Origin of the sequence: Phytohabitans kaempferiae (assembly GCF_042433955.1) — a bacterium.
Lineage (GTDB): Bacteria > Actinomycetota > Actinomycetes > Mycobacteriales > Micromonosporaceae > Phytohabitans > Phytohabitans kaempferiae.
On sequence record NZ_JBHLUH010000031.1, the window covers coordinates 37,764 to 62,715 of the forward strand.

Below are 24,952 nucleotides of genomic sequence, written 5' to 3' on the forward strand. Positions count from 1 at the left end.
CTCAGGTCACCGGAACGCGGGCAGCCCGGTCATCAACTGGCCGAGCACGAGCGTGTGCATCTCCACCGTTCCCTCGTAGGTGAGCACCGACTCGAGGTTGCTGGCGTGCCGGATGACCGGGTACTCGAGCGAGACGCCGTTGGCGCCCAGAAGGGTCCGGGCGGTCCGGCAGATCTCGATGGCCTCCCGGACGTTGTTGAGCTTGCCAAGGCTCACCTGTGCCGGGGCCAGCACGCCCGCGTCCTTGCGGCGCCCGAGGTGCCAGGCGAGCAGCAGACCCTTGGAGTACTCGACGTTCATCTCCACGAGCTTGCGCTGGGTCAGCTGGAACGCGGCCAGCGGGCGGCCGAACTGTTCCCGTTGGCAGGTGTAGTCCAGCGCGGCCCGCAGGCAACTGCGCGCGGCGCCCATGGCTCCCCAGGTGATCCCGTAGCGTGCCTCGTTCAGGCAGCTCAGCGGCCCCTTCAGGCCACGCACGTCCGGGAAGGCGAACGCGTCCGGTATCCGTACGCCGTCCATGACCAGCTCGCTGGTGACCGAGGCTCGCAGCGACGCCTTGTGCTTGATCTCCGTGGCGGTGAAGCCGGGCGTGTCGGTCGGCACGGCGAAGCCGCGTACACCGTCGTCGGTGACCGCCCAGATCACGGCCACGTCGGCCACCGAGCCGTTGGTGATCCACGTCTTGGTCCCGTCGAGGATCCAGTCGCCCCCTTGGCGGCGGGCGCGGGTGCGCATCGAGCCCGGATCCGAGCCGTGGTCGGGCTCGGTGAGCCCGAAGCAGCCGATCGCCCGACCGCTGGCCATCTGGGGCAGCCACTGCTGCTTGGTCTCCTCGTTCGCCCACTGCCAGATGGCGTACATGGCCAGCGAGCCCTGCACGGAGACCAGCGACCGCAGCCCCGAGTCGGTCGCCTCTAGCTCCAGACAGGCCAGCCCGTACTCGACGGCGCTCATGCCGGCGCAGCCGTAACCCTCCAGGTGCATGCCCAGCAGGCCGAGGTCACCGAGGGCGGCGGCCAGCTCGCGCAGCCCGGGGACCCGCCCGTTCTCGTACCACTCGGCGATGTGGGGCTCGACGAGGTCGTCGCAGAGCCGGCGGACCGAGTCCCGGACGGCCCGTTCGCTCTCCGTGAGGTGGGCGTCGAGATCCAGGAGGTCGAGGGGGTGGGGCTGGCGTACCGGGGAGGTGGTCATCGAGGGCTCCTGCTGGCGTAGGTGTCGCGGACGAGGTCGTTGTGCTCGCCCAGCCGCGGCGGTCTGCGGTAGTCCGTCACCGGGGTCCGCGAGTAGGTGACGGGATGGCGGACCTGGTCCATCGCCTCGTCGCCGAGCGAGACCCGGGGGTCCAGGCCGAGCCGGGTCGCGAGCGCGAAGGCGGAGCCTACGTCACCGACCCGCCCGGCCGGCACCCCCGCGCGTTCCAGCCGGCCCAGCCATGTGTCGACGTCGGCCTGGCGCAGCGCCGACTCCAGCTCCCGTACCAGCTCGTCCCGGTGCGCGACCCGTGCCGGGTTGGTGCGAAACCGCTCGTCCGCCGCGAGCGCCGGCCGCCCGAGGGCTTCGGCGAGCCGCCGGAACTGCCCGTCGTTGCCGCACGCCACCGCGAGCTGTCCGTCCGCGCACTCCAGCGTCTCGTACGGGGCGATCGACGGATGCTGGTTGCCGAGGCGGCCGGGAGACGTGCCGGTCGCCAGGTAGGACGCCGCCTGGTTGGCCAGCGAGCCGAGCAGGCTCGACAGGAGGTTGACCTGTACGTGCTGTCCCCGCCCCGAGGTGGTGCGTTCCAGGAGCGCTGCCAGGACGCCCGCGACGGCGTCCTTGGCGGTCAGCACGTCGACGAGCGCGACACCGACCTTCGACGGCGGTGACTGCGGGTCGCCGGTGATGCTCATGAGCCCGCCGACGGCCTGGACCAGGAAGTCGTATCCCGGAAGCGACGAGCCGGGGCCGAATCCCGAGATGGAGCAGTAGACGACGCCGGGGTTCCGCGCGGCGACGGCGTCGTACCCGAGACCGCGCGCGTCCAGCGACCCGGTGCGGAAGTTCTCGAACACGACATCCGCCTCGTACGCCAGGTTGGCGGCCACCTCCAGGTCCGCCGGATCGTCGAGGTCAAGCTCGGCGCTCAGCTTGGACCGGTTGGCGGCTTCGAAGTACGCGCTGGTCGCCGCCGTCCACGGTGGACCCCACTGGCGGGTCTCGTCCCCGACGCCCGGCCGCTCGACCTTGATCACGGTGGCGCCGAGGTCGGCGAGCGTCACGGTGGCCAGCGGCCCGGCGAGCACCCTGCTGAAGTCGGCCACGACGATCCCGTCGAGCACCGCCGTCATGACGTCCCGCCGTCGGTCCAGGTGCCGTCGACCCGGCACGGAAGTGACCACGGGTTGCCGCGCCGGGCGGCCGGGGGCAGCAGCTCGTCCCGGAAGCCCTGGTAGGCCACCGGGCGCACGAAACGTTCCAGCGCCCGTGCCCCGATCGAGGTGGCGGTCGGTTGCGTCGTCGCGGGCCACGGACCGCCGTGCTGCTGGGCGCGGGTGAGCGGCGCCCCGGTCGGCCAGCCGTCCAGGACCACGCGGCCGACCCGGCCGCTCAACGCCTCCAGCCACCGGACCGCCCACGGATCCTCGCCGGGGCCGGCGACCAGCGTCGCCGCGAGTGCTCCCGGCCACTGCGCCAGCGTGTCGAGGACCTGCTCGGGCGAGTCGTACTCGGCGACGACGACCACCGCGCCGAACACCTCCTCGAGTACCTCGCTGCCCGCCTTCACCTGGCCCAGCGGCACCTCGAGTACGGCCGCCGGGGCCGACCAGCCGGGACCGTCGCCGCCCAGCCGTACGGTGGTCGTGGCGCCGGCGCCCCGCAGGGCCTCGATGCCGGACACGACAGACTCGGCGATCCGGCGGGTGAGCATCACCGGATCGGGCGCGACCCGGACCAGCTCCGCGGCGACGCGAGCGGCAAACTCCTCGCCGCGCGGGGCGAGGACCAGGCCGGGCTTCGTGCAGTACTGCCCGTGCCCGAGGGTGAACGACGAGACGAGCCCTCGCGCCACCTCGTCGCTCCGCGCCGCCCCGAGCGGCGTGACGGCGACCGGGTTGACGGTGCCCATCTCGGCGAAGACGGGGATGACCACCGGTCGGTCGTTGGCCAGCCGCCACAGGGCCATCCCGCCGGCCTGCGAGCCGGTGAACGCGACGGCGGCCAGGTCGGGGTGCTTCACCAGCGCGACGCCGGTCTCGAAACCGTGGACGATGCCCAGCGTGCCCTCCGGAGCGCCGGCGGCGGCGAGGGCGGAGTGGGCGATCTGGAACAGGCGGTCGCTCACGCCCAGGTGTGCCGGATGCGCCTTGACCACCACCGGGCAGCCGGCCGCCAGCGCCGAGGCGGTGTCGTGGCCGAGCACGCCGAAGGCGAAGGGAAAGTTGCTGGCCCCGAAGACGCCCACCGGCCCCAGCGGGACGCTCACGCGGGTCATGCTCGGCACCTGCTCGTCGCCGGTGTCGTGCTCGACCCGCAGGTAGTGACCGGCGGCCGCCTCGTCGGCGTAGAAGCGGAGCTGGTCGGTGGTCCGGGTCAGTTCGCCCCGCAGCCGGACGTCGCCCAGTGCGGTTTCCCAGTCGGCCAGCCGCACGAGGTCGTCCCGTGCCGCCTCGACGGCTTCGGCGACCGCGTAGAGCCACCGGGCGCGTTCCCTCGGCGGGACGCGGGACAGCCCGGCGGCCGCGGCGACGGCCCGCGCCATGGTCCGCGCCAACTCCTCCGGGCTCGTGGGCCGGGCGGTGGTGGCCGGCAGTCCCGTGCGGGGGTCGTGGCTGGTCTCGGCGGCGGCCGAGGTCATCGGCTCCTCACCGCCTCCTCGATCACGCTCAGCGCCTCGTCGAGCAGGTGGGACTCGATGACCAGCGGCGGCAGCAGCCGGACGACGTTGCCGTAGGTGCCGCAGACCAGCACCAGGACGCCCTGCCGGTGGCAGGCCGCCGCGACCGCGCGAGCCGCTTCCGGGTCGGGCGTGTGGCTGCCGGGGCGTACGAACTCCATGGCCAGCATGGCCCCGCGACCGCGCGCCTCGCCGACGCTGGAGTCCGGGCCGGCCAGGGCCCGCAGGCGGGGCAGGGCGAGCGCCTCGATCTCGCGCGCCCGCTCGACCAGCCCTTCCCGCTCGATGACCTCCAATGTGGCCAGTGCGGCGGCGCAGGACACCGGGTTTCCGGCGAACGTGCCGCCGAGCCCACCGGCGGGAACCGCGTCCATGATCCGCGCGGACCCGGTCACCGCCGCGATGGGCATGCCGCCGCCCAGCGCCTTGGCGGTGGTGATCAGGTCCGGGACGACGCCCTCCCGGTCGCAGGCGAACATGTCACCCGTGCGTCCGAGCCCGGTCTGCACCTCGTCGGCCACGAACACGATCCCGTGCCGGTCGGCGAGTTCGCGGACCCGCGGCAGGTATCCGGGCGGCGGCACGATGAAGCCGCCCTCCCCCTGGATCGGCTCCAGGACGATCGCGGCGACCCGGTGCCCACCGATCTGGGTCTCGACCACTTCCCGCAGCGCCTCGAACGCCTCCTCGGCACACCGCTCCGGACCTCCCGGCCAGCGGTACGGATACGGCGCCGGCGCGCGGTAGACCTCCGGCGCGAACGGCCCGAAGCCGTCCTTGTACGGCGCGGCCTTCGCCGTCATGGTCATCGTCAGCAGGCTGCGCCCGTGGTAGGCGTTGCCGAGGACCACCACCGCGGGCCGGCCGGTCGCGACCCGGGCGATCTTGACGGCGTTCTCCACCGCCTCGGCTCCCGTGGAGAACAGGGCGGTCCGCTTGGCGTGGTCGCCGGGGGTGATCCGGTTGAGCGCGGCGGCGAGGTCGACGAATCCGTCGTACTCGGTGACCAGGAAACAGGTGTGCGTGAAGCGCTGTGCCTGTTCGCTGATCCGGCGCACGACGTGGGGGTGGGACGCGCCGACCGCGGTGACCGCGATCCCCGAGGCGAGGTCGATGAGGTGGTTTCCGTCCGCGTCCACCACGACGGCGCCGCCCGCCCGTTCGACGAAGACGGGCAGTGTCTGCCCCAGTCCAGCGGCGACGTTGGCGTCACGTACCGCCTGCCGCTCACGGGACCGCGGACCGGGAATCTCGGTCCGCAGGATCCGCCGCTGAGCCGGTGGCGAAGCTGCCGTCTCGACTGCCGTCATCGTGCTGTCGCCTCCTCCTGGAGATAGCGGGGTTCCGCGAAGATCCGGCGCAGCGCCGGCTCGAACGACGCCAGCGGCGACGCCTCGTACGCGGGATCGAAGCTCTCCTGGTCGTAGAGCTCACAGAACTCCGCGCAGTCGTCGAACCAGGGCGAGTCGCGGAACCGGTCGCGCGCGTTCCGGTCCTCCCACGGGAGGTTCGTGTAGTAGTACTGCTGGAAGACGCCGTGGTGGCGGGCGATCCAGGTCAGCTGCGGCCGCACGAAGGGGCGCACGAGGGCTCCCACCATCTCGCTGTGCGTGTACGGCGCGAGGTTGTCCCCCACGTCGTGGACGAGTGCCATGACGACGTACTCCTCGTCGCGGCCGTCGCGCAGGGCACGGGTGGCCGTCTGGAGCGAGTGCTCCAGCCGCGTGACGCGGTGGCCGTCGAAGGACGCGTCCAGGTCGTGGAGCGCGCGGATGATCCGGTCCGGCAGGCCCTGGTTGAAGGCGCGCTCCCGGCTGTCGAGGAGGTCGTACTCCTCCCGGGTGCCGTCCTTCATGCGGGTGAACGTCACCGTCATGCGGATGCCTTCGCGAGCCGCGCCGGGGCACCCCCGCTCGGCGTCAGCCCTTCGTCGAAGATTCTCATCCAGTTGCCGCCCACCAGCTTGTCGACCTCGACGTCGTTGAAGCCCTTGTCCCGCAGCCCCTGCTCGATGACGGGGAACATCGCGGGGGTCTTGAAGAAGTCGGGCCAGGGGAGCCAGCCCTGGGCATCGGCGCTCGCCGGACCGAGCTGGGTCTCGTGCGACCACCGTCCCTTTCGGATCCACTGGAGCTTCTCGTCGTCCCAGCCGTGGCTGGCGTCGCTGCCGATACCGACGTGGTCGACGCCGATCAGGTCGACCGCGTACGCGACCATGCTCGTCCACTCCTCCAGGCTGACCGGGCCGCCGCCGGTCAGGTGGGCGTAGGGCGCGACGCCGAGCACCCCGCCGCGGGCCGCGAGCTTGCGCAGGACCTCGTCCGACTTGTTGCGGGGGTGCGGCCAGACCCCCGCCGGGTTGGCGTGCGTGATCGCGACCGGGCGGGCGGACCGCTCGATCGCGTCCAGCGACGTCCGCTCCCCCACGTGCGACAGGTCGACGAGCATGCCGAGCCGGTTCATCTCGCCGACCACGTAGCCGCCGAACCGCGTCAGGCCGGCGTCCTCCGTCTCGTAGCAGCTGGCACCGACGTGATTCTGGATGTTGTACGTGAGCTGGGCGACCCGGATGCCGAGGTCGAAGAAGACCTCCACCAGGTCCAGGTCGTCCTCGAAGGACGAGGCGTTCTGGAACCCGAGCACCACGGCGACCCGCCCGCTGGCCGCCACGTCACGGATCTCCTGTCCGTTGCGCGCCATCGCGATCAGGTCGTCGTTCTCCCGGAACAGCCGATTCCAGGTGCCCATCAGGTCGAGCGTCGTCCGCGCGTCCTCCCAGATGACGACCGTGGCGTGGATGCAGTCGATGCCGCCCTCACGGATCTCCAGGAAGCGTTCTCGGGTGAAGTTGCTGCTCTGCAGGGCGTCGACGACGAGCCGATTCTTGGCGTTCATGACAGGTCGGGTCTCCTCGATAGGGGTTCGGGTCTGTTGCCGGGGAGTCAGAAGGTCTGGAGTGGCTGTGGGTTGTCGGCGTCGGTCGGGATCCCGTACTTCTCCAGGATCTTGCGGAACTCGCCGGTCTTGCGGAGTTCCGCCAGACCGTCGTTGATGGCCTCCTGGAGGCTCGCGTTCTGCGGGTTCACCGGGAAGTTGGTCTGTCCGGGGTGGAGGGTCGCCCGCACCGCGTCGTTGGGTTCGGGGACGACCACCTGGACGTCGTTCTGGAGGCCGGCCATCTCGATCTGCCGCACCGCCGTGGGTTGCGAGTTCAGGATGGCCTCGATCCGCCCCGCCTTGAGGTCGGCGTACGAGGCCTCCAGCGTCTCGTAGAGCTTCTGGTCGTTGCCGATCAGGCGGTTGACGTCCTCGACCCAGAGGGAGCCGATGGCCGACCCCACGGCGTGTCCGCGAAGGTCGTCGATCTGCTCGATGCCGCTTCCCTTGCGCGAGGCGATGGCCAGGTGGACGGTGATCACGGGGTCGCTGAGGCGGACGACCTTCGCGCGCTCGGCGGTGCGGTACCAACTGCCAAGCGTTGTGTCCGCCCGTCCCGACTCCACGGACGGGATCATGCTCGCGACGTTGCCGCGCACGATCCGGATCGACAGGCACTCCCGTGCGGCGATCCGGCTCAGGACCTCACCCTCGACGCCGGTGAGCGTGTTGCCTTCGCTGTCGGCAAACGGCGGATTCGGGAAGTGTCCGACCGTCAGCGTGCCCTCGGCGATCGTCTGCACGTTCGGGTGGACCGGCGTGCAGTCCTCGCCGGGCGCGCCGGACGCCTCGTCAGAGGTGGGATCGGAGCACGCTGTGGCGGCCAGTGCGGACACAAGAGCGGCCACGGCGAAGACCGCGCGGGACTTCTTCATATCGTTCTCCATCGGTTCAGACATGGCGGTTGAGTCGTCGCTCGAATCGCCGCACCAGCAGGGACGCCACGATGGCGACCGCCGCGTACAGCACGGCCGCGGCGACGAAGGTGCGCAGGTACTCGAAGGTCACGCTGCCCCGCAGGTACGCGGCCTGCATGACCTCGGAGAGGGTGATGGTGTAGGCGAGCGAGGTGAGCTGGAATGCCTTGATCGCCAGGTTCATCAGCGGTGGGATGGCGATCCGGGCCGCCTGTGGGAGCAGGATGTCGCGGTACGTGGACCGTGGCGCCAGCCCCAACGCCGTCGCCGCTTCGCGCTGCCCGGGCGGGACCGCGTTGAGGCTGGAGCGCATGATCTCGCTGGCGTACGCGCCGATGGACCAGGTGAAGCCGACCACCGCCGCCGGCATGGGATCGAGGTAGAAACCGACCTGCGGAAGGCCGCGGTAGATGAGGTACAGGATGACGAGCAGCGGAAGCCCGCGCCCCACCTCGATGACGACGAGGGCGGCGATCCGCACGACCCGGTGCCGCGCGTCGACGAGCAACGCGAGCACCAGGCCCAGCACGTAGGCGAGCGCCAGGCTCAGCCCGGCCAACTGGAGAGCGGTGCCGAGACCGGGGCCCAGGATCTGGAGATCAGAGAGGAATCCGTCCATCGTCCCGCCTCAGCCGACCGAGAACTTCGCGCGAAGGCTGCTGTCGACCCGGCGGGACGTGTAGGCGAGCGGCAGGCTCAGCAGCAGGTACACCGCGCCGACGACGACGAAGGTGGTGAGTCCGTCGCCGGTCCGCTGCGACACCAGGCCACCGCGGAACGTCAGTTCGACCACGCCGATCGTCGAGGCGAGCGCCGACTCCTTGAGCAGGCTGATCGCGTACGTCGCCATGGTCGGGCTCACCACGCGGGCCAGTTGCGGCGCCAGCACGTACCGGCCGCGGTCCCACGTCGTCAGGCCGAGCGCCTTGGACGCCAGCCACTGGCCCTGGCCCAGCCCGCTGAAGCCGCCCCGGTAGATCTCGGCGAGGTAGGCCGAGCTGGTGATGCCGAGCGTGAGGATCGCGGTCGCCCATGGGCCGAGCCGGATCCCGACCTCGGGCAGGCCGAAGAAGACGAGGAAGAGCCAGACCAGGTTCGGGACCGACCTCAGCACCTCGATCACGCCGATCGCCGGCCACCGGAGGAACCGGTAGCCGCTGCGGCTGGCCACCGCCAGCGGCACACCGAGCAGCGCGCCGATGGCGAAGGCGGCCACCGTGATGGTCACGGTGCCCACCACGCCGGCCAGGATGTATCCGGTGTACTGGAACATCAGCGGCCCAGCACCGCGCTCAGGAAGCTGCGCGTACGCGGATGGCTCGGGTCCGACATGACCTGCTGCGGCTCGCCCGCCTCGACCACGGCGCCGTCGACCATGACCACGATCCGGTCGGAGACGTCCCGCGCGAACGCCATCTCGTGCGTCACCACCAGCATCGTCATGCCCTCGCCGGCGAGTTCCTTCATGACGGCCAGCACCTCGGCGCCGACCTCGGGGTCCAGGGCCGAGGTCGGTTCGTCGAACAGCATCACCGCCGGGTCCAGCGCCAAAGCGCGGGCGATCGCGACCCGCTGCTGTTGGCCTCCCGAGCAGCGCCCGGGGTAGGCGCCCGCCTTGTCGGCCAGGCCGACGCGCTCCAGCAGCGACATCGACCGCGCCTTGGCCTCGGCCGGGGAGCGGCCGAGCACGCGCTCCTGGGCCAGCGAGACGTTGCGGAGCACGGTCAGATGGGGAAAGAGATTGAAGTTCTGGAACACCATCCCCAACTTGCGGCGCAAGGGCTGGATGTCCTTCTCCTTCGGTTTGCCGCCCGGCCCCACCGTGAGCGACGTGTCGCCGACCCGCAGCGTCCCCTGGTCCGGGATCTCCAGGAGGTTGACGCAGCGCAGGAACGTGCTCTTGCCGGCGCCGCTGGGGCCGATGATGGAGACGACCTCTCCCCTGGCCAGGCCCAGGGTGACGTCCCGTACGGCGACGTGGTCGCCGAAGCGCATGGTCACGCCCGACGCCTCCAGGAATGCCGCCTGCCCGCGGCGGTCAGGCTCCACGGCTGTCTCCCTCGTCTCGAGTCCGGACATCAGTTGGCCCCCGCCGCGCCGAACTCCGCGTAGCGGTCCGGGTCGGCGCGGTCGGCGAGCAGCCGCCGGGCGGCGTTACGGCCCGGAAGCCCGGAGACGTAGTTGCCCGGCCACGTCCCCACGCTTCCCAGGTAGAGCCCCGCGACCGGGGTGGAGTAGTGGGCCATCCCGAAGGTGGGCCGGGCGTCGAACATCTGACCCGCGGTGATGTCGCCGTGCGAGACGTGGGCGCCCATGAGCCCGAAGTCGCGCTGGAGGTCCTCGGGCGAGAGCGCGCGGTACCCCGCCAGCATGTTCTTGAGCCCGCGGAAGTACTGCGCGTCGAGATGCTCGATGATGTGGCGGGCGAACCTGTCCTTCTCCACGTCCCACGTGCTGCCCACCAACCTCGGCGGCGCGTGGAAGACGGTCAGGCTCATCACGTGCCCGCCCTCGGGCGCGAGCGTGGGGTCGATGGACGACGGGATGAGCCCCCAGATGATCGGCTCACGTGACCACTCGCCGGCCAGCGCGGCGTGGTACCCCTGGTCCATCCCGGAGATGGTCGTTCCCATCCGGAACCCGCACTTGAGCAGGCGGTCGTTCTCGGCGTCGTCGACGGCACAGGTGAAGCGCGGCGTCCCGGCCACCGCCAGCATGAGCTTGAAGGCCGTGCCGTCCATCTTGATGCCGCGCGCCTGTTCGGCCAGCTCCTGGCCGAGCTGGTCCGGCGTCAGAAACTCGGTGAGGGTCAGTTTCGGGTTCACCGCCGACAGCACCGCGTCGGTCGTGTACTCCTCGCCGTCGCGGGTGACCACGCCGGCGACCCGGCCGTGCCTGGTGACGATGGAGGCCACCCCCGCCCCGGTCCGGATCACCGCACCGGCCGCGCGGGCGGACGCGGTCATCGCGCGGGCGATCTCGGCCATCCCGCCGATCGGGGCGACCTTGCTCGTCCCCAGCGTGTGGAAGCGTTCCCCGCTGCGCGTGGCCGAGGAGCCTCGGTAGAGCGGCCGGTGGAAGAGCATGTACGCCGACCCCGGCGTGCTCGGGCCCAGGTAGTTGCCGGAGATGGCGACCATTCCCAGCAGGGACATGACCTCCTCTGAGGAGATCCGCTCGGCGAGGAAGTCGGTGGCGCTGCCGAACATGAGCCGGTGGAACAGCGCCCGGTCGGTGTCGTTGTCGAGCCGGCCGTAGAGGTCGGCCAGGCTCGGTGGGCCCTCGTAGAAGGAGACGTCGAGCTTCTCGGCGAGAGTGGACATCACCTGGAGCGTGGCGAAGTAGCCATCGACGTCGCCTGAGTTGAGCGCCTTGAGCTCATCGGCCAGGGCACTTCGGGAGTTGGCGGCGACGAACCGGCGCCCGTCGGCGAACGCCATGACCGAACTCGGGTCGGGGTGGGCGAACCGGAGCCCGAAGTCCTGCAGGCGCATCTCGGTGACGATGGACGGCTCGAGGTTGTGGCAAGAGTTGGACACCGCGTTGGTGCGGTAGCCCGGGACGATCTCGGCCGTCGCCAGGAGCCCTCCCGCGTCCTCACGCTGCTCGAGCACCAGCACGTCCAGCCCGGCCCGAGCCAGGTAGAACGAGGCGACCAGCCCGTTGTGGCCAGCGCCAATGATGACGGCGTCGAAACTCCTGCCGCGCTCCTCGTCGGGCACTGCGGACCTCCTCTGGTAGCGAACGAGGAAACCCTAAAGCTTCAAGAGGGCTTTTGCTAGACTTTTGTTCGGCGACGTTCGGTGAGCACAGATCCCTGCCCCACCTGGATGAAAAAATCCTGTACAGTCAGGTCTCAGCGCGTGCTTCATCACCAAATGCGCTATGTCTGACTTGAAGGTAGAGGGACGGACGTGTACACGAGCTCAGGACTCAAGCGCGTTCGCAAGGCCTACGAGCAGATCGCGGATCAGCTGCGCGACAGCATCCTGAAGGCGGAGCTGCGGGCCGGCGAGCGGCTACCCCGGGAGGTCGACCTCGCCGAGACGTTCGGCGTCAGCCGCGCGACGGTCCGGGAGGCACTTCGCGTCCTTTCCAGCGAAAACCTGATCCGGACGTCCAAGGGCGCGACCGGCGGCTCCTTCGTGATGCGCCCGACGATCGACTATGTCTCCGAGTTCATGACGACGCAGATCAACCTGCTCACCGCGGCCGAGGAGGTGAGCATCGCCGAGACCGTGGAGCTGCGCGAGCTGATCGAGGTGGAGGCCACGCGGCTGGGCGCGATGCGGCGCACGGAGGAGCAGCTCGCGCGGCTGACCAAGACCGTGCCGGGCCCGGACAGCGGCCTGTCCCACGCCGAGATCAGCGATCTGAACCGCGCGTTCCACATGACCCTCCTGGAGCTCGCCCACAACCGCCTGATGGTGATCTCCGCACAGCCGGTGTACGCCGTCCTCGAAGCCCGGTCGGAGCGCCTGCTGCTCAACGCGCGCGACCATCAGGACATCCTGCGCGAGCACACGGAGATACTTTCCTGCATCCGCGCCCAGGACGCACCCGGCGCGGCGGAAGCCATGCGCAAGCACCTCGTCCACCTCCGCCCGCTCTCCGAACGGACCTGGCGCAAGGCCGTCGCCCGAAAGTAGCCGCCGGCCCCCTTCCCGGCATTCCACAAGGGACAGAGGGTCACGGGCCGGAAGCGGACAGACGTCACATCGATTGCTTTATCTCGATACGTAGATGGCCATCATGGCGTCGTCCCAGCACAGAAAGCGCACAGGAGGTGCCGCGGTCATGGTTCGAGGCGGAGCGCGAAGCGCTGGTTGTCCCGCGGTACGGCGGCACACGGCGCCTGCACGATCTGCGCACCGTTGGCGAGACTCGCCCCGCTGACGCTCAGACACTTCCCGCTGTGCACGACCCGCAACCGCACCACGGGCTCGTACCCGCCGCCCGCCACCAGCTCGAGGCGGAACTGCTGGTTGGGCTTGGCCGCGCCGCCGTCGTTGCACGGGTACTGGAGTGTCTGCGCGTTGTCCAGCAGGCTGTACAGCCTGACGTCGAGGCACTTGTCGGCGGCTGTCCTGACGAGGTGGTACGGCGAGCCACCGACGCGTTCGAAACGGAACGTCTCCCAGGTCGCCGTGACGACGCAGTCCCACTGGTCCAGGATCACGTTGTCCGCCGTGCTGCCGCCTGGCACGTCGAAGCACTTGTCGCTGTGCACGGGATGGATGCGGTACCTGCGGTTCGGGTCGACGTGCACGGTCCGCTGGGCCTCGCTGACGTAGCCCTCCCAGTCGGCGCGCTTGTCGGCGAAGCCGCCACCGGTCGAGATGAAGGTGTAGAGGCGGCGTTTCCCGGCGCCGGTGTCGTACAGCGAGGCGACGTCGGTCCGGCCGTCCGCGTTGAAGTCCCCGGCGGCGAGCGTGCCGCGGGTCGCGTCGAAGCCGCCCGCGCCGCTGCTCCACCGCGTGGTCGGTGTCCAGACGGTGTCCTGCCCCTTGAAGACCACCAGCCGCGCGGTGGCGTTGCCGTCGTCGTAGAGCGCGACCACCTCGTGGCGGCGTGCGGCGTCACCGTCGACGTCCCCGCCGACGAACCGCGCACGCCGGGCGTCGAAGGCGCCGGGCCCGCTGTCCCACCGGGTCACCGGGGCGCTGAACACTCCGGCGTTGGCGTGGTGGATCCGCATGTGCGTCTGGGCGCCGCCCATGTCGTGCATGTCCACGACGTCGTCGTCGCCGTCCGCGTCGACGTCCATCGCCACCAGGTTGGCACCGGACACGCCGGGGCCAGTGGCGGGACTTGTCCAGCTCAGCGCGGGGGCCGCGAAACCGTCCCCTGTGGAGCGGAACATCCAGAGCTTGAGCTGGCCGTTCACGAGGCCCTGGAGCGCGGCGATGTCGTCGTCGCCGTCCGCGTCGAAGTCCCCGGCGACGACCTTCAGGTGGCTGAGCCGGAACATGTCGCCGCTCCACACCGGCTCGCTGATGGCGGAGAACCGGTTGCCGTCGGCGGGCAGCAGGAACAGCCGGACGATCCGGTCGGCGTCCTCGCGGAAGATGGCCACGTCGGTGCGCCCGTTACCGTCGAAGTCGCCGGTCACGCTGCGTACCAGGTCGGCCGGGAACCCGCCGGCGACGCCGGTGTCCCAGGCGACGTACCCGGGATGGAAGCCGCTCGGGGCGGAGAGCAGGTTCCACACCGCGGTCTGGCCGTGGCCGTGGTCCACCAGCGCGGTCACGTCCGCGCGCCGGTCGCCGTTGACGTCCGCGGAGATCGGTGGATCCGTCACGGTACGGCCCCGGGCGACCAGCTCGTATCCCTCGCTGAGCCCGCTGTTGTTGCCGGCCCGGTCGACCGCCCGCACATACAGGGTCCGGTGGACGTCACCGGTGTCGGACTCGTACTCCGGCCAGAGCGTCACCGGTACGGTGGCCCGGCCGTCCGCCCCGGCGGCGACCCACATGGTGGTGACGTCCTGGGTGAACCCGTACCGGTAACCGGCCACGTCGGCCTCCGCGCCGCCCGGGGCGAAGGTGACCGTGCCGGCCTCGCCCACCGACCGCACCGGCGTCGGGCCGGGATAGTCCTGGGACGTCACCACCGGCGGTTCCGGCCCATCGGTGTCCACGGTGAACCAACAGCGTTCGCTGTAACCGCCGTGCAGCCCCGCGTCACGGGTACGGGCACGGTAGCTGAACACGGCGTCGGGCTGATCGGTGGGCAGCGTCCCGGCGGGCACCGGCGACCAGCGCACCGCGCTGCCCGAGCCGACCGTGCCCGAGGAGAGCCTCGTGACGACCTGCTCGCCGGAGAGGATCTCCAGCTCGTTGGTGACGTTGTCGCTGTTCGGGTCGTAGCCGACGGCGGTGAAGGTCGGAGTGGCGGTGTGCAGGGGGGTCGGCGCGGCGGCCGTCCCGCACGGTCTCGGCGGCACGGTGGAGACACTCGTCGGGGCCTCCGGCGGAGTGTTGTACTCGATGTTGAGTCGCGCGGTGGCCGGCGCGAACCGCTTCCAGTAGAGCTCCGTGCTCTCGTTGCCGGACGGGATCCGCAACCCGAAGCCGATCGCCTCCTGCGGGCCGTTCGCCCCCGACACCGCCTCCTGCACGACGGGCGTGATCGTGTCGGGGCTCAGGCCAAACTCCATCAGCATCGGCGGCTGGCCGCACCTCGACTTGTTCGCCTTGCCCTTGCGCGTGTCCAGCGCCGCGCCACGCAGCCAGTGCGCCCCGCTGTTGTTCCAGGTCACCGGAGTGGCGGGGTCGATCAGCTTGGTGTGCCACAGCTCCACGGTCGTGTCCGCGCAGTTCGCGGTGTGCGTCATGGAGATCGAGAACCAGGCGCGGGAGACCGTCGCGCGGGCGACGCGGGCGATGTTCATCTGGAAGAACGTCCGCCACGGGCCGTCGCCGCTGCCGTACACCGTCCCGACCCGCACGTCCTCGCGGTAGAAGTTGTCGGTCCAGTACGAGATGCCGGGGTCGTCGTGGTTGACCAGGGTCCACAGGTACTGGGCCGCGCTGTACGAGGGGTCGATGTAGACCGGGTACCTGGTGTCCGGGGCGGCGAGCATCCGCTGGTCCGGGACCACCACCAGCTCACCGGCGTTGACCTCCAGGCCCATCACGCGCCGGCGGTCCGGGGCCGGCCCCGCGTCCGCCGTCCGTGCCGACGCTCCGCCGGTCGCCTCGGGCGGTTCCGGCGTGCTGTCCCACATCAGCGGCGGTCCGGAGGCGAAGACGGCCCGGCCGGTGGCGTCCACCGCCGCGCTGCTGCCGCCCACCCCCGCGCGCAGCGTGAGCTTCCTGGTGCTGGTGCCGAACCGGATGCGGCGCAGCGCCGGATTCGCCGCGGCGGTCGCGTCCTTGACGACGAGCACCTGCGAGAAGCCCACCGGGTTGACCGTGACCCGCAGGTCCACTCCGGGCAGCACCTCGGGATACGTCGCCGTGTCGGCGTCGAGCACCGGCTCCGGCAGCGGCGCCGGCCAGGTCAGCGCCAGCTCGGCGCCATCCTGCTCGGCGGTGACCAGCGGACCGGAACCACCGCCGGAGAGCCGCAGCCCGATCGGCGTCGCGCCCGGCGACACCTCGCCGTCCGCGCCGCGGACCAGCCTGGTGTCGATCGGAACCCACTGGCCGTCGCGCTTGGCCCGCACCGGCAGCAGGTACTGCTCGAGAGTGCGGGTACCGGACGGGTTCGCGAACACGCGCGCGGTCTCGGTGCGCTCGCCGACGATCTCGACGGGTACGCCGGTGCGCCGTGCGGTCTCGGCCGCCCGGGCCGCCTCGGTCCCGCCCACCGGCTCGGCGGCCAGGGACCGGGGCTGGGCGGCCCGCTCCGGCGCGGGAAGGGCTGCCGCCGCCGGCGCGGCGGGATCCACGACCAGCGCGGCCAGGAGAGCCATCGACCAACCGGCGGCAGCGAATCGAGATGTCGTCACGGTCCCCCCGCTCACCACGCGCGCACCAAGCCCGCTCGGTCCGACCGAGCACGAGTCGGGACGCGGGCAGCACCAGGATGGCTACAGAACCGCACATTTTCCGCACATCCCGGCGGTGGTGTCCGGCGAGGGGGGACGGAGAGCCGGGACTACCCGCGCCGCGCCGGTTCCACCTTCGGCCCAGCGGCCATCGCGGACAGCAGCTCGTACGCCACGTGCGCGCCGGCGAAGCCGGTGAGCTGGGCGTGGTCGTACGCCGGAGCGACCTCGACGACGTCCGCGGAGACGAGGTTCGAATCCCGGAAGCACCGGAGCATGGCGAGCAGTTCCCGGCTGGTAAGGCCGCCTGGCTCGGGCGTGCCGGTGCCGGGCGCGTGTGCCGGGTCGAGGACGTCGATGTCCACGGAGATGTACACCGGACGGTCGCCGACCCTTGCCCGGATCCGCTCGATCGCACCGGCCAGCCCGTCCGCCTCGATGTCCGGGCAGGTAACCGCGGTGAAGCCGATGCGCCGGTCGTCGGCGAGGTCGGCGGGGCCGTACAGCGGGCCCCGGATGCCCGCGTGCACGCTCGCCTCGCGGTCGATCAGGCCCTCCTCGGCCGCGCGCCGGAACGGTGTGCCGTGCGTGTAGTCCGCGCCGAAGTAGGAGTCCCACGTGTCGAGGTGGGCGTCGAAGTGGACCACCGCCACCGGGCCGTGCCGGCGGGCCACGGCGCGCAGCAGCGGCAGGGCTATCGTGTGGTCGCCGCCGATGGTCAAGAGCCGGGCCCCGGTGGCGAGCAGCTCGTCGGCGCCGCGCTCGATCGACGCGATGGCGTCCTCGATCTCGAACGGGCTGCACGCGATGTCGCCGGCGTCGACCACCTGCTGGGCCGCGAACGGCTGCACGTCCATCGCGGGGTTGTACGGGCGCAGCAGCCGCGAGCTCTCGCGTACGTGCCCCGGCCCGAAGCGGGCCCCGGGCCGGTACGAGACGCCGGTGTCGAAGGGCACGCCGACGACGGCGACGTCGAACGCGGTGACCTGGTCGAGCCGGGGCAGGCGGGCGAACGTGGCGGGCCCGGCGAACCGGGGCACGGTGCGGGCGTCCACCGGACCGACGTGTCCAGCGTCGGCGGACGAGGTGTGGGGCACAGGATCTACCTTCCGTGGGCGTCGGGCGCCGGGTCAGGCCAGCACCTTGGAGAGGAACGCGCGGGTGCGCTCGTGTTTGGGCGCGCGCAACAGCTCGTCCGGCGGGCCGGACTCCACCACCACGCCGTCGGCCATGAAGACGACGCGATCGGCGGACTCGCGGGCGAAGCCCATCTCGTGGGTCACCACCATCATGGTCATGCCGTCCGAGGCCAGGCCGCGCATCACCTCCAGCACCTCACCGACGAGCTCCGGGTCGAGCGCGGAGGTCGGCTCGTCGAAGAGCATCAGCGCGGGACGCATCGCGAGTGCGCGGGCGATGGCGACCCGCTGTTGCTGGCCGCCGGAGAGCTGTGCCGGATGGCTGCGCTCCTTGTCCGACAGGCCGACCCGCTCCAGCAGGGAACGTGCCCGCTCGACCGCCTCGGCCTTCGGCTCGCGCCGGACCTGGATCGGCGCCTCGATCAGGTTTTCCAGCACCGTGAGGTGCGGGAAGAGGTTGAAGTTCTGGAAGACCATGCCGATGTTGGCGCGGCGCCGGCAGATCTCGTTCTCCCGCAGCTCGTACAGCTTGCCCCGCGCCCGGCGGTAGCCGACCAGCTCTCCGTCCACTGTCAACCGTCCGGAGTCGACCTTCTCCAGATGGTTGACGCAGCGCAGAAAAGTGCTCTTGCCCGATCCGGAGGGGCCGATCAGGCAGACCACCTCACCCCGGTACACCTCCAGGTCCACGCCGCGCAGCGCCCGTACGTGGCCGAAGTTCTTGGTCACCGCCTCGGCCCGCACCAGTGGTTCGCCGGTCATGTGGTGGCCCCCTTGCCGAAGCGCCGTTCCAGGAAGTACTGCCCGATGCTGAGCACGCCGGTCATGACCAGGTACCAGAAACAGGCGACGGTGAGCAGCGGGATCTGAAGGAAGTTCCGGGCGTAGATGGTCTGCACCGAGGTCAGCAGGTCCGGTAGGGAGATCGCGATGACCAGCGACGTCATCTTCAGCATGGAGATCGCCTGGTTGCCGGTGGGCGGGACGATGAAGCGCATCGCCTGCGGCAGGACGATCCTGCGCAGCGCCCGGCCGGGAGCCATGCCGAGCGCGGCGGCGGCTTCCGACTGTCCACGCGGGACACTCAGCAGGCCGGCTCGGATGATCTCCGCCATGTAGGCGGCTTCGGCCAGGCCGAGGCCGAGCAGGGCGGCGCCGAAGCGGCTGATCAGCGAGTTGGTCTCGGTCTCCACGAACACCGGGCCGAAGGGTATGCCCAGGCCGATCGTCGGCAGGACGGCCGACAGGAAGAACCAGAACAGGAGCTGGACGAGCACCGGGATGCTGCGGAAGAGCGCCGAGTAGGCGACGCTCACCGCGACCAGCACCGGGTTGCCCGACAGCCGCATGATGGCCAGGATCCCGCCCAGGACGATGCCGATCACCATGGCGAGCACGGTGATCTGAAGCGTCATGACGAGCCCTTCGAGCACCGGCTCGGCGAAGAGGTACTCGGCGACCACGTCCCAGCGCATGGCCGGGTTGGTCACCAGACCTTCGACGATCATCACCACGAGGAGCAGCAGGAGCCCGGCCAGTACCCACCGCCAGGGATGGCGGCGGGGCACGACCACCTCGTCCAGCCCAGCCGTTCCGGTGCGCCGGGAGGGGAGGATCTTCGAAGTCACCGCTCAGGCTGCCTTCCCGTTGACGGTGATGGTCGTCAGGGCGGCGTCGGAGATGCCCCACTGGTCGAGGACCCGCCCGTAGCTGCCGTCCTCGATCATCGAGGTCAGCGCGGCCCGGATGGCGTCGACGAGCACCTTGTCCCCCTTCGGTACGGCGATGCCGAGCGGCACCGCGCTCACCCGGTCGCCGACGGTCGCCAGCTGCCCGCCGGTCTGGTCGGCGAAGTAGAGGTTGGCGACGTGGTTGGCGAAGGTCCCGTCGACCCGTCCGGTGACGATCGCCTGGGCCACCTCGGAGCCGGAGGGAAGCGTCTGGACGTCTATGGCCGGCTTGCCCGCGGCCTTGCAGTCGGCGGAGAGCTTCTCCAGCTGTTCGATGTAGACGGTGCCGACGGTCTCGCCGAGTACGGCGCCGCAGAGGTCGTCCGGCCCGTCGATCCCCTTGGGGTTGTCCTTCCGGACGAGCACCGACGTCCCGCTTTCGAGGTAGTCGACGAAGTCCACCTGGGCCTGCCGCTCGGTGGTGTCGTTCATGCCGGACGCGACGATGTCGAACCGGTCCGCCTGCAGGCCGGGGAGGAGCCCGGCGAAGTTCGTCTCCACCCGCTCGATCCGCAGGCCGAGCTTCTGGCCGAGCGCGTCCATCAGGTCGGGTTCGATGCCGTCGTACTCGTTCTTGTCGTTCTTGAAGTTCAGCGGCGGGAAGTTGAAGCTGGTGCCGACCCGCAGTACGCCGGCCGCCTTGATGTCGTCCGGCAGTTGCACCTCGATCGGCTGGACGGTCGGGCCGGTCGGCTCCGCCGCGCTGTCGTCGGCTTCGCCGTCACCGCAGGCGGTCACGGCCAGCATCGCGACGGCGACGGCGGCGGCGCGGGCGAGCAGCCCGGTCCGGCGCGCCGAGAAGCGTACGGTCATCGCGTTGTCTCACTTTCTCGATGGTCAGAGGTGTGGAAGAAGACGTCGGCCGGATGCCCGGCCGGGTTCACCGGATGCGCGGAGGCCCACCAGCGGGCCAGTTCGTCACCGGTCGGGCGCCACACCGACGGGTCCGCGGTGAGCGTGGCGAGCAGTTCCTCGACAAGGCCGATCCGCCCCGGGGTCCCGCTGATCTCGGGGTGCAGTTGCGGGACGAACAGCAGGCCCTCGCGCCGGCATCCCTCGAACTCCAGCAGCCAGTTCTCCAGCACCTCGCCGTACGAGGAGATCCTGGACTGTCCGGCCGGGATGGGCGGGTTCACGTTCCAGAAGAAGGCGGTGCGGTCGTCCAGCGCGTGGTGGATCGGGAACTCGACCAGGGACCGGCCGGCGCCGGCCGCCAGCGCGAACGGCGTGTCGTCGCCGAACCAGCTCGACGACCAGGCGACCCCGATGTCCGCCAGCTCGGCGGCGAGGGATCGCGGCCACTCCCCCACCGGCAGGCGGAAGCCGCGCGCCGGCGCCCCCGCGACGGCGTGGAGCCGCTCGGCGGCACGGGCCAGGCGCGCGGTCCGCTCCGACGCGGGCATCCGGTCCAGCGGCTCGTACGCGTACCCCCGCAGGCCGACCGCGTGCCCCGAGGTGACGACGTCCCGCACCACGCCGGCGTGGTCGTCGGCGGTGACGGCCGGCGTGAACCAGGTGCTCGGCATCCCCGCGGCGGCCAAGGCGTCCAGCAGCCGCCGGGCGCCGCGTGTCGCGCCGTACCGCAGCACGGAGAGGGTCTTCTGCCGGCCAGCCATCCCCGGCTCGGCCAGCAACAGCGCCTCGGCGTCGAAGTTGACCGTGACCAGCGCGGCGCACCGGTACCCCGCCGGCCAGCGTGGCGTGCCGTCCTCGTGCCGCACCATCTCGCCGCCGGTCACGACGCGCCTCCCGGTACGGGCGCCGGCTCGGGGCGGGACCGCCACCACCGCGCGACGTCCCGGCATCGGGCGAACCACACGTCACCGGCGGCCGTCATGTGCTCCAGCAGCCGTTCCAGCACGATGGCCCGTCCGGGCGTGGCCGAGACCTTGGGATGCCAGATCGTGGTCAGGCAGGCGCCGGCGCGGTGGTGGCCGTCGAACTCCCGCCGCCAGTTGTCCAGCGTCAACCGGTAGCTGGCGATGCGGTCCTGGCCGCGCGGGAAGTCCGGGTCGCGGTGGTAGGCGAAATAGGCGTAGTCGTCCATGTCGACCCGGGCGGGGATCTCCACCAGGTCGGTCACCACACCGCCGAGGACGTGCCGGTACGGGCGGTCGTCGTCGCGCATCGAACTGGAGTAGCCGATGCCGTGCTCGAGGAGCAGCTCCGGCGTCCGCGGATGCCAGTCGCCGGAGGGCGTGCGGAATCCCACCGCCGGCGCGCCGAGGTGGCGGCGGAACACCGCCTGGGAGCGGGCCAGCACCTCCCGCTGCCGCTCCGGCGTCAGGTCCCAGTAGCACTCGTGCTGGTCGCCGTGGTGCGCCACCTCGTGCCCCCGGTCGACGATGCGCCGGCAGGCGTCCGGCCAGAGTTCGACGACCCGCGCCGGTACGAAGAAGGTGGCGGGAATCGAGAACCGGTCGAGCAGGTCCAGCACTCTCGGCAGTGCCCGGTACGGGTCGTACCCGCCCAGCGCGAAGTGCCGGGGCGAGCGCCACAGGCTGCCGTCCAGCATCGCCGCGCCGGTCGGACCGTCGAGGTCGAAGGCGAGCGCGACGCACGAGGCGGCGCCGTCCGGCCACATCGTCGTGGTCATGCGCGCGGTCCGGGATAGCCCACGGCCCAGTCCCGGGCCGCCGCGACGTCGGCGGCGAGCGCGTCGAGCTGCTCGGTGACCCGCTGCGGGGCCGTCGCCCCGACGGCCGTGCGCCGGCTCACCGCCGCGTCGATGCTCAGCACGTCGAGCACCTCCGCCCCGAGGCGGGCGTCGACGCTCCGCAACGCCGCCGCGTCCAGGTCGGGCAGATCGCATCCGCGTTCCTCGCAGAGCCGCACCAGGCGGCCGGTGATCTCGTGCGCCTCGCTGAACGGGACGCCGCGCAGCGCCAGCCAGTCCGCCACCTCGGTGGCCAGGGCGAACCTGGCGGCCGCGTCGCGGCGCATCCGGTCGGCGTCGAACTCCAGCGTGCGGAGCATGCCGGCCATCGCCGGCAGGGTCAGCAGCAGCGTCTCCACGCTGTCCATGGCGGCGCGCTTGTCCTCGGCAAGATCCCGGTTGTACGCGAGCGGCAGGCCCTTGAGCACGCCGAGCAGTCCGGTCAGGTTGCCCAGCAGGCGACCCGCCTTGCCTCTGGTCAGCTCCGCGATGTCCGGGTTCTTCTTCTGCGGCATGATCGAGCTGCCGGTCGCGTAGGCGTCGTGCAGCCGGGCCCACCGAAACTGGTCCGAGACCCAGAGGCAGACCTCCTCGGCGAGTCCGGACATGTGCAGGCCGGCCATCGACGCGGTGAAGAGGAACTCGGCCACGTGGTCCCGGGCCGACACGGCGTCGATGGAGTTGGCACAGACACCGTCGTAGCCGAGCCGGCGCGCCGCCTCCTCGGGATGCGGGACGATCGGGGAACCGGCCAGCGCGGCGGCCCCGAGCGGCGACCGCGCCGCCCGGGCGTCCCAGTCACGGAGGCGGTCGGCGTCCCGCCACGCGCGCTGGGCGTGCGCCAGCAGCAGGTGCCCGAAGACGATCGGCTGGGCCGGTTGCAGGTGGGTGAAGCCCGGCGCCACCGTGTGCGCGTGCCGCCGCGCCTGCTCCAGCAGGGCGTCGATCACGTCCAGCAGGCCGCCGTACACGCCGCGGACCCGGTCGCGCAGGTACAGCCGCAGGTTGTTGGCGGCCTGGTCGTTGCGGGACCGGCCGGCGCGGATCTTCCCCGCCAGCGGGCCGAGCCGCTGGGCCAGTACCCGCTCGGCGAACCCGTGCACGTCCTCGTCGCCCGGTGTGGGGGCGAGCGTGCCGGCCCGGTACTCGTCGGCGATCGCGGCCAGCGCGGCGTCGACCCGCGCGGCCTCCTCGGCGGTGACCACGCCGACCCGGCAGAGCCCGGCGACGTGCGCCCGGGAACCGGCCACGTCGTACGGGAGCAGGTCGAAGTAGCCCGGCTCGGAGCGGGACAGCGCCGCCATCTCCGGCGCCGGCGAGACGGCGAAGCGCCCGCCCCAGAGGCGTCCCTCAGCGGACATCGCGCGCCGCCCCTTCCGCCTCGGGCGCGGTGAGCTCGTCCACCGCCGCCAGCAGCCGGTCGACCTGGCCGACCGAGGCGGCGCGGACCAGCGGCAGGTCGACGCCCGCGGCGCGGTACCGGTCCAGCCGGCGGCGCACCTCCGGTACCGGCCCGGCAGCCGTCAACGCCTCCACGTAGGTGTCCGGGATGGCGGCGAGCAGTGCGTCGAGCCCTTTCTCGGCGTAGATCGCGGACAGCTCGGCGGGCGCGTCCGGGCTGATGTTGGGCTCGCCGACGAGCACCTTCCCGCGCGCGGTGGACGGGTACTTGAACTTGGAGGCCACCTCCCACCGCACCGCCTCGATCGCGGCGGCCTTGGTCGGCTCGATCGAGGTGTTGACGAGCTGGGCGACGGTGAAACCGGCCATGTCGAGGCCGGCCGCCGTCCGCGCCTCGCGGGCGATCGCCAGCGCGTTGGCGCTGTACTCCGGTGACGTGCCGGCGTCGAGCAGGATGCCGTCGCCGACCTCGCCGGCGATGCGCAGGCCGAGCGGGCTCGCGGCGGCGATCCAGATCGGGATGTCGGGGCGCGCGGGAGTCCAGTTCAGACCCACTGCGTCCAGGCTCACGTACCGGCCCCGGAAGGTGACCTGCGCACCGGTGAGCAGCTCGCGGATGCACTCCACGTACTCCCGGAGCACGACCCCGGGCGACTGCGGCGGCAGGCCGTTGCGGGCCGCGTGCTTGTTGGTGCAGGCGCCGACCACGAGCACGAACCGGCCACCGGAAAGCTCGTCCAGTGTGGCCGCGGTCTGCGCCATCACCAGCGGGCTGCGCAGCCGCACCACCTGCGTCGTACCGAGGGCCATCCGGCTGGTCTCCATCGCGAACGCGGAGATCGCGGAGACCGAGTCGCGGTTGGTGTAGAACGTCTCGGAGAAGAAGCCGGTGTCGAACCCCCGCGCCTCGGCCCGCGCCATCAACGCCGCCATGTCGCCCACGGAGGCGGAGGGGTCGTAGCCGACCGCGAAGCCCAGCCGCGGCCGAGATGTCGTGATCATCGGGAAGTGCTCCGTTCGTTGCGAGGCAGGGCCGGTGTCATCACCCACAGCACGGTGGCGGGGCCCGGACCCGGGTTGTGGAACGCGTGCGGCACGCTGACGAAGGTGAGCGAGTCCCCCTGGGCGAGCTCGTGCACCTCGCCCTCCAGCGAGACGGTGAGCCGGCCCTTGATGACGTGCACGAACTCGACCTCGACCGGGAACGTGTAGTACTCCGCCCCGGACCCGCCGCCCGGCTCGATCTCGCTGAGCAGGACCTGGATCCGGTGCTCGTCGGCGGGGGTCAGCTGGTACTCGCTCAGCCCCTCGCCGCCGAGCGCGACCTGGGTCAGCACTCCGGCCCGGACCAGCCGCCCCTCCGGCCCGTTCATGATCTCGGCGAGCTGGACGTCGAGCGCCGCGCAGATCCGCAACAGCGCGCTCACCGACACCGAGGCGCGACCCCGCTCCAGCTTGGAGAGGAAGCTCTTCGTCAGCCCGCTGCGACCAGCCAGCGACTCCAGCGTCTCGCGGCGGCGCAGTCGCACGGCCCGGAGCCGGGCGCCCAACGCGGCGACCGCGGAGTCCGGGACACCTTCCGCCTCATCTGGTGAACGTTTGTTCGACACTCTTCCCTCACAGCCGATGGCCCCCTCCGCCACCTGCGGAAGGACACAAGGGTTTCATAGCACGACACAATGTTTCCAGGAAGTGTCAGCGTGGGTCCGGCCCGTAAAACCTGGCCGCGGGCAGGCGAAGAAGAGGACAAAAGCTACTGATCTCGCAGCACGCGGAGTCGGCGGTCGGCGTGACGAGCCGC

Annotated in this window: 22 protein-coding genes; 1 reads left to right on the plus strand and 21 read right to left on the minus strand. The window is 71.3% G+C overall.

Annotated features, from left to right (window positions below; translation table 11 throughout):
* Positions 1–6 precede the first annotated feature (6 nt).
* The 11 genes from ACFFIA_RS17095 to ACFFIA_RS17145 are packed head-to-tail and all read right to left on the minus strand — an operon-like array spanning position 7 to position 11,453.
* On the minus strand, positions 7–1,194 hold the full coding sequence (locus tag ACFFIA_RS17095; RefSeq protein ID WP_377252054.1) for an acyl-CoA dehydrogenase family protein: 1,188 nt from the start codon (positions 1,192–1,194) through the stop codon (positions 7–9).
* Entirely contained in the window at positions 1,191–2,330 is a 1,140-nt protein-coding gene (locus ACFFIA_RS17100; protein WP_377252056.1) for a CaiB/BaiF CoA transferase family protein, read from the minus strand. The genes ACFFIA_RS17095 and ACFFIA_RS17100 overlap by 4 nt, the downstream gene beginning before the upstream one ends.
* Positions 2,327–3,838, minus strand: coding sequence for an aldehyde dehydrogenase family protein (locus tag ACFFIA_RS17105; protein WP_377252058.1), 1,512 nt, complete (start codon positions 3,836–3,838; stop codon positions 2,327–2,329). The genes ACFFIA_RS17100 and ACFFIA_RS17105 overlap by 4 nt, the downstream gene beginning before the upstream one ends.
* A complete protein-coding gene (gabT, locus tag ACFFIA_RS17110) occupies positions 3,835–5,187 on the minus strand; it encodes a 4-aminobutyrate--2-oxoglutarate transaminase (RefSeq protein WP_377252060.1) in 1,353 nt (450 codons plus the stop codon). The genes ACFFIA_RS17105 and gabT overlap by 4 nt, the downstream gene beginning before the upstream one ends.
* On the minus strand, positions 5,184–5,753 hold the full coding sequence (locus tag ACFFIA_RS17115; protein WP_377252062.1) for an HD domain-containing protein: 570 nt from the start codon (positions 5,751–5,753) through the stop codon (positions 5,184–5,186). The genes gabT and ACFFIA_RS17115 overlap by 4 nt, the downstream gene beginning before the upstream one ends.
* Positions 5,750–6,772 carry a membrane dipeptidase gene (locus ACFFIA_RS17120; protein WP_377252064.1) on the minus strand — a complete coding sequence of 341 codons (1,023 nt, stop codon included), beginning with the start codon at positions 6,770–6,772 and terminating at the stop codon, positions 5,750–5,752. Before ACFFIA_RS17120 ends, ACFFIA_RS17115 begins: the two co-directional genes overlap by 4 nt.
* Positions 6,773–6,819: 47 nt before the next feature.
* Positions 6,820–7,689, minus strand: a complete 870-nt coding sequence (locus ACFFIA_RS17125) for an ABC transporter substrate-binding protein (protein ID WP_377252066.1) — start codon at positions 7,687–7,689, stop codon at positions 6,820–6,822.
* 16 nt (positions 7,690–7,705) lie between these two features.
* Positions 7,706–8,350: an amino acid ABC transporter permease gene (locus ACFFIA_RS17130; RefSeq protein WP_377252068.1), complete on the minus strand. Its 645-nt coding sequence runs from the start codon at positions 8,348–8,350 to the stop codon at positions 7,706–7,708.
* A gap of 9 nt (positions 8,351–8,359) precedes the next feature.
* The gene (locus ACFFIA_RS17135; RefSeq protein WP_377252070.1) at positions 8,360–9,004 is read right to left on the minus strand and encodes an amino acid ABC transporter permease; all 645 of its coding nucleotides are present in this window, start codon (positions 9,002–9,004) and stop codon (positions 8,360–8,362) included.
* Positions 9,004–9,780 (minus strand): amino acid ABC transporter ATP-binding protein, encoded by a 777-nt coding sequence (locus ACFFIA_RS17140; RefSeq protein ID WP_377252072.1) that lies wholly within the window; start codon positions 9,778–9,780, stop codon positions 9,004–9,006. Before ACFFIA_RS17140 ends, ACFFIA_RS17135 begins: the two co-directional genes overlap by 1 nt.
* Before the next feature lie 29 nt (positions 9,781–9,809).
* Positions 9,810–11,453 carry a phytoene desaturase family protein gene (locus ACFFIA_RS17145; RefSeq protein ID WP_377252074.1) on the minus strand — a complete coding sequence of 548 codons (1,644 nt, stop codon included), beginning with the start codon at positions 11,451–11,453 and terminating at the stop codon, positions 9,810–9,812.
* 192 nt (positions 11,454–11,645) lie between these two features.
* On the opposite strand from ACFFIA_RS17145, the gene ACFFIA_RS17150 reads away from it, so the two are divergent.
* Positions 11,646–12,380, plus strand: coding sequence for a FadR/GntR family transcriptional regulator (locus tag ACFFIA_RS17150; RefSeq protein WP_377252076.1), 735 nt, complete (start codon positions 11,646–11,648; stop codon positions 12,378–12,380).
* Positions 12,381–12,526: 146 nt separating this feature from the next.
* On the opposite strand, the gene ACFFIA_RS17155 is transcribed toward ACFFIA_RS17150, so the two are convergent.
* The 10 genes from ACFFIA_RS17155 to ACFFIA_RS17200 form a co-directional block, all read right to left on the minus strand.
* Positions 12,527–16,150, minus strand: a complete 3,624-nt coding sequence (locus ACFFIA_RS17155; RefSeq protein WP_377252078.1) for an RICIN domain-containing protein — start codon at positions 16,148–16,150, stop codon at positions 12,527–12,529.
* Between the two features lie 185 nt (positions 16,151–16,335).
* Entirely contained in the window at positions 16,336–17,322 is a 987-nt protein-coding gene (speB, locus tag ACFFIA_RS17160; RefSeq protein WP_377252080.1) for an agmatinase, read from the minus strand.
* Between the two features lie 33 nt (positions 17,323–17,355).
* Positions 17,356–18,126: an amino acid ABC transporter ATP-binding protein gene (locus ACFFIA_RS17165; RefSeq protein WP_377252082.1), complete on the minus strand. Its 771-nt coding sequence runs from the start codon at positions 18,124–18,126 to the stop codon at positions 17,356–17,358.
* A complete protein-coding gene (locus ACFFIA_RS17170) occupies positions 18,123–18,992 on the minus strand; it encodes an amino acid ABC transporter permease (RefSeq protein ID WP_377252084.1) in 870 nt (289 codons plus the stop codon). Before ACFFIA_RS17170 ends, ACFFIA_RS17165 begins: the two co-directional genes overlap by 4 nt.
* 3 nt (positions 18,993–18,995) lie before the next feature.
* Positions 18,996–19,907: an ABC transporter substrate-binding protein gene (locus ACFFIA_RS17175; protein ID WP_377252086.1), complete on the minus strand. Its 912-nt coding sequence runs from the start codon at positions 19,905–19,907 to the stop codon at positions 18,996–18,998.
* On the minus strand, positions 19,904–20,833 hold the full coding sequence (locus ACFFIA_RS17180) for a polysaccharide deacetylase family protein (protein ID WP_377252088.1): 930 nt from the start codon (positions 20,831–20,833) through the stop codon (positions 19,904–19,906). The genes ACFFIA_RS17175 and ACFFIA_RS17180 overlap by 4 nt, the downstream gene beginning before the upstream one ends.
* Complete coding sequence (locus ACFFIA_RS17185; protein WP_377252090.1) at positions 20,830–21,690, minus strand: polysaccharide deacetylase family protein; 861 nt, start codon at positions 21,688–21,690, stop codon at positions 20,830–20,832. The genes ACFFIA_RS17180 and ACFFIA_RS17185 overlap by 4 nt, the downstream gene beginning before the upstream one ends.
* The gene (argH, locus tag ACFFIA_RS17190; RefSeq protein WP_377252092.1) at positions 21,687–23,111 is read right to left on the minus strand and encodes an argininosuccinate lyase; all 1,425 of its coding nucleotides are present in this window, start codon (positions 23,109–23,111) and stop codon (positions 21,687–21,689) included. Before argH ends, ACFFIA_RS17185 begins: the two co-directional genes overlap by 4 nt.
* Positions 23,101–24,153, minus strand: a complete 1,053-nt coding sequence (locus ACFFIA_RS17195) for an LLM class flavin-dependent oxidoreductase (RefSeq protein WP_377252094.1) — start codon at positions 24,151–24,153, stop codon at positions 23,101–23,103. Before ACFFIA_RS17195 ends, argH begins: the two co-directional genes overlap by 11 nt.
* Positions 24,150–24,761 (minus strand): helix-turn-helix domain-containing protein, encoded by a 612-nt coding sequence (locus ACFFIA_RS17200; RefSeq protein ID WP_377252096.1) that lies wholly within the window; start codon positions 24,759–24,761, stop codon positions 24,150–24,152. Before ACFFIA_RS17200 ends, ACFFIA_RS17195 begins: the two co-directional genes overlap by 4 nt.
* Positions 24,762–24,952 lie beyond the last annotated feature (191 nt).

Coding starts and splice junctions, on each gene's coding strand:
- ACFFIA_RS17165 (WP_377252082.1), bottom strand. CDS start 18,126: ATGACCGGCGAACCACTGGTGCGGGCCGAGGCGGTGACCAAGAACTTC.
- ACFFIA_RS17125 (WP_377252066.1), bottom strand. CDS start 7,689: ATGAAGAAGTCCCGCGCGGTCTTCGCCGTGGCCGCTCTTGTGTCCGCA.
- ACFFIA_RS17100 (WP_377252056.1), bottom strand. CDS start 2,330: ATGACGGCGGTGCTCGACGGGATCGTCGTGGCCGACTTCAGCAGGGTG.
- ACFFIA_RS17130 (WP_377252068.1), bottom strand. CDS start 8,350: ATGGACGGATTCCTCTCTGATCTCCAGATCCTGGGCCCCGGTCTCGGC.
- ACFFIA_RS17105 (WP_377252058.1), bottom strand. CDS start 3,838: ATGACCTCGGCCGCCGCCGAGACCAGCCACGACCCCCGCACGGGACTG.
- ACFFIA_RS17195 (WP_377252094.1), bottom strand. CDS start 24,153: ATGATCACGACATCTCGGCCGCGGCTGGGCTTCGCGGTCGGCTACGAC.
- argH (WP_377252092.1), bottom strand. CDS start 23,111: ATGTCCGCTGAGGGACGCCTCTGGGGCGGGCGCTTCGCCGTCTCGCCG.
- ACFFIA_RS17185 (WP_377252090.1), bottom strand. CDS start 21,690: ATGACCACGACGATGTGGCCGGACGGCGCCGCCTCGTGCGTCGCGCTC.
- ACFFIA_RS17120 (WP_377252064.1), bottom strand. CDS start 6,772: ATGAACGCCAAGAATCGGCTCGTCGTCGACGCCCTGCAGAGCAGCAAC.
- gabT (WP_377252060.1), bottom strand. CDS start 5,187: ATGACGGCAGTCGAGACGGCAGCTTCGCCACCGGCTCAGCGGCGGATC.
- ACFFIA_RS17095 (WP_377252054.1), bottom strand. CDS start 1,194: ATGACCACCTCCCCGGTACGCCAGCCCCACCCCCTCGACCTCCTGGAT.
- ACFFIA_RS17135 (WP_377252070.1), bottom strand. CDS start 9,004: ATGTTCCAGTACACCGGATACATCCTGGCCGGCGTGGTGGGCACCGTG.
- ACFFIA_RS17175 (WP_377252086.1), bottom strand. CDS start 19,907: ATGACCGTACGCTTCTCGGCGCGCCGGACCGGGCTGCTCGCCCGCGCC.
- ACFFIA_RS17115 (WP_377252062.1), bottom strand. CDS start 5,753: ATGACGGTGACGTTCACCCGCATGAAGGACGGCACCCGGGAGGAGTAC.
- ACFFIA_RS17155 (WP_377252078.1), bottom strand. CDS start 16,150: ATGGCTCTCCTGGCCGCGCTGGTCGTGGATCCCGCCGCGCCGGCGGCG.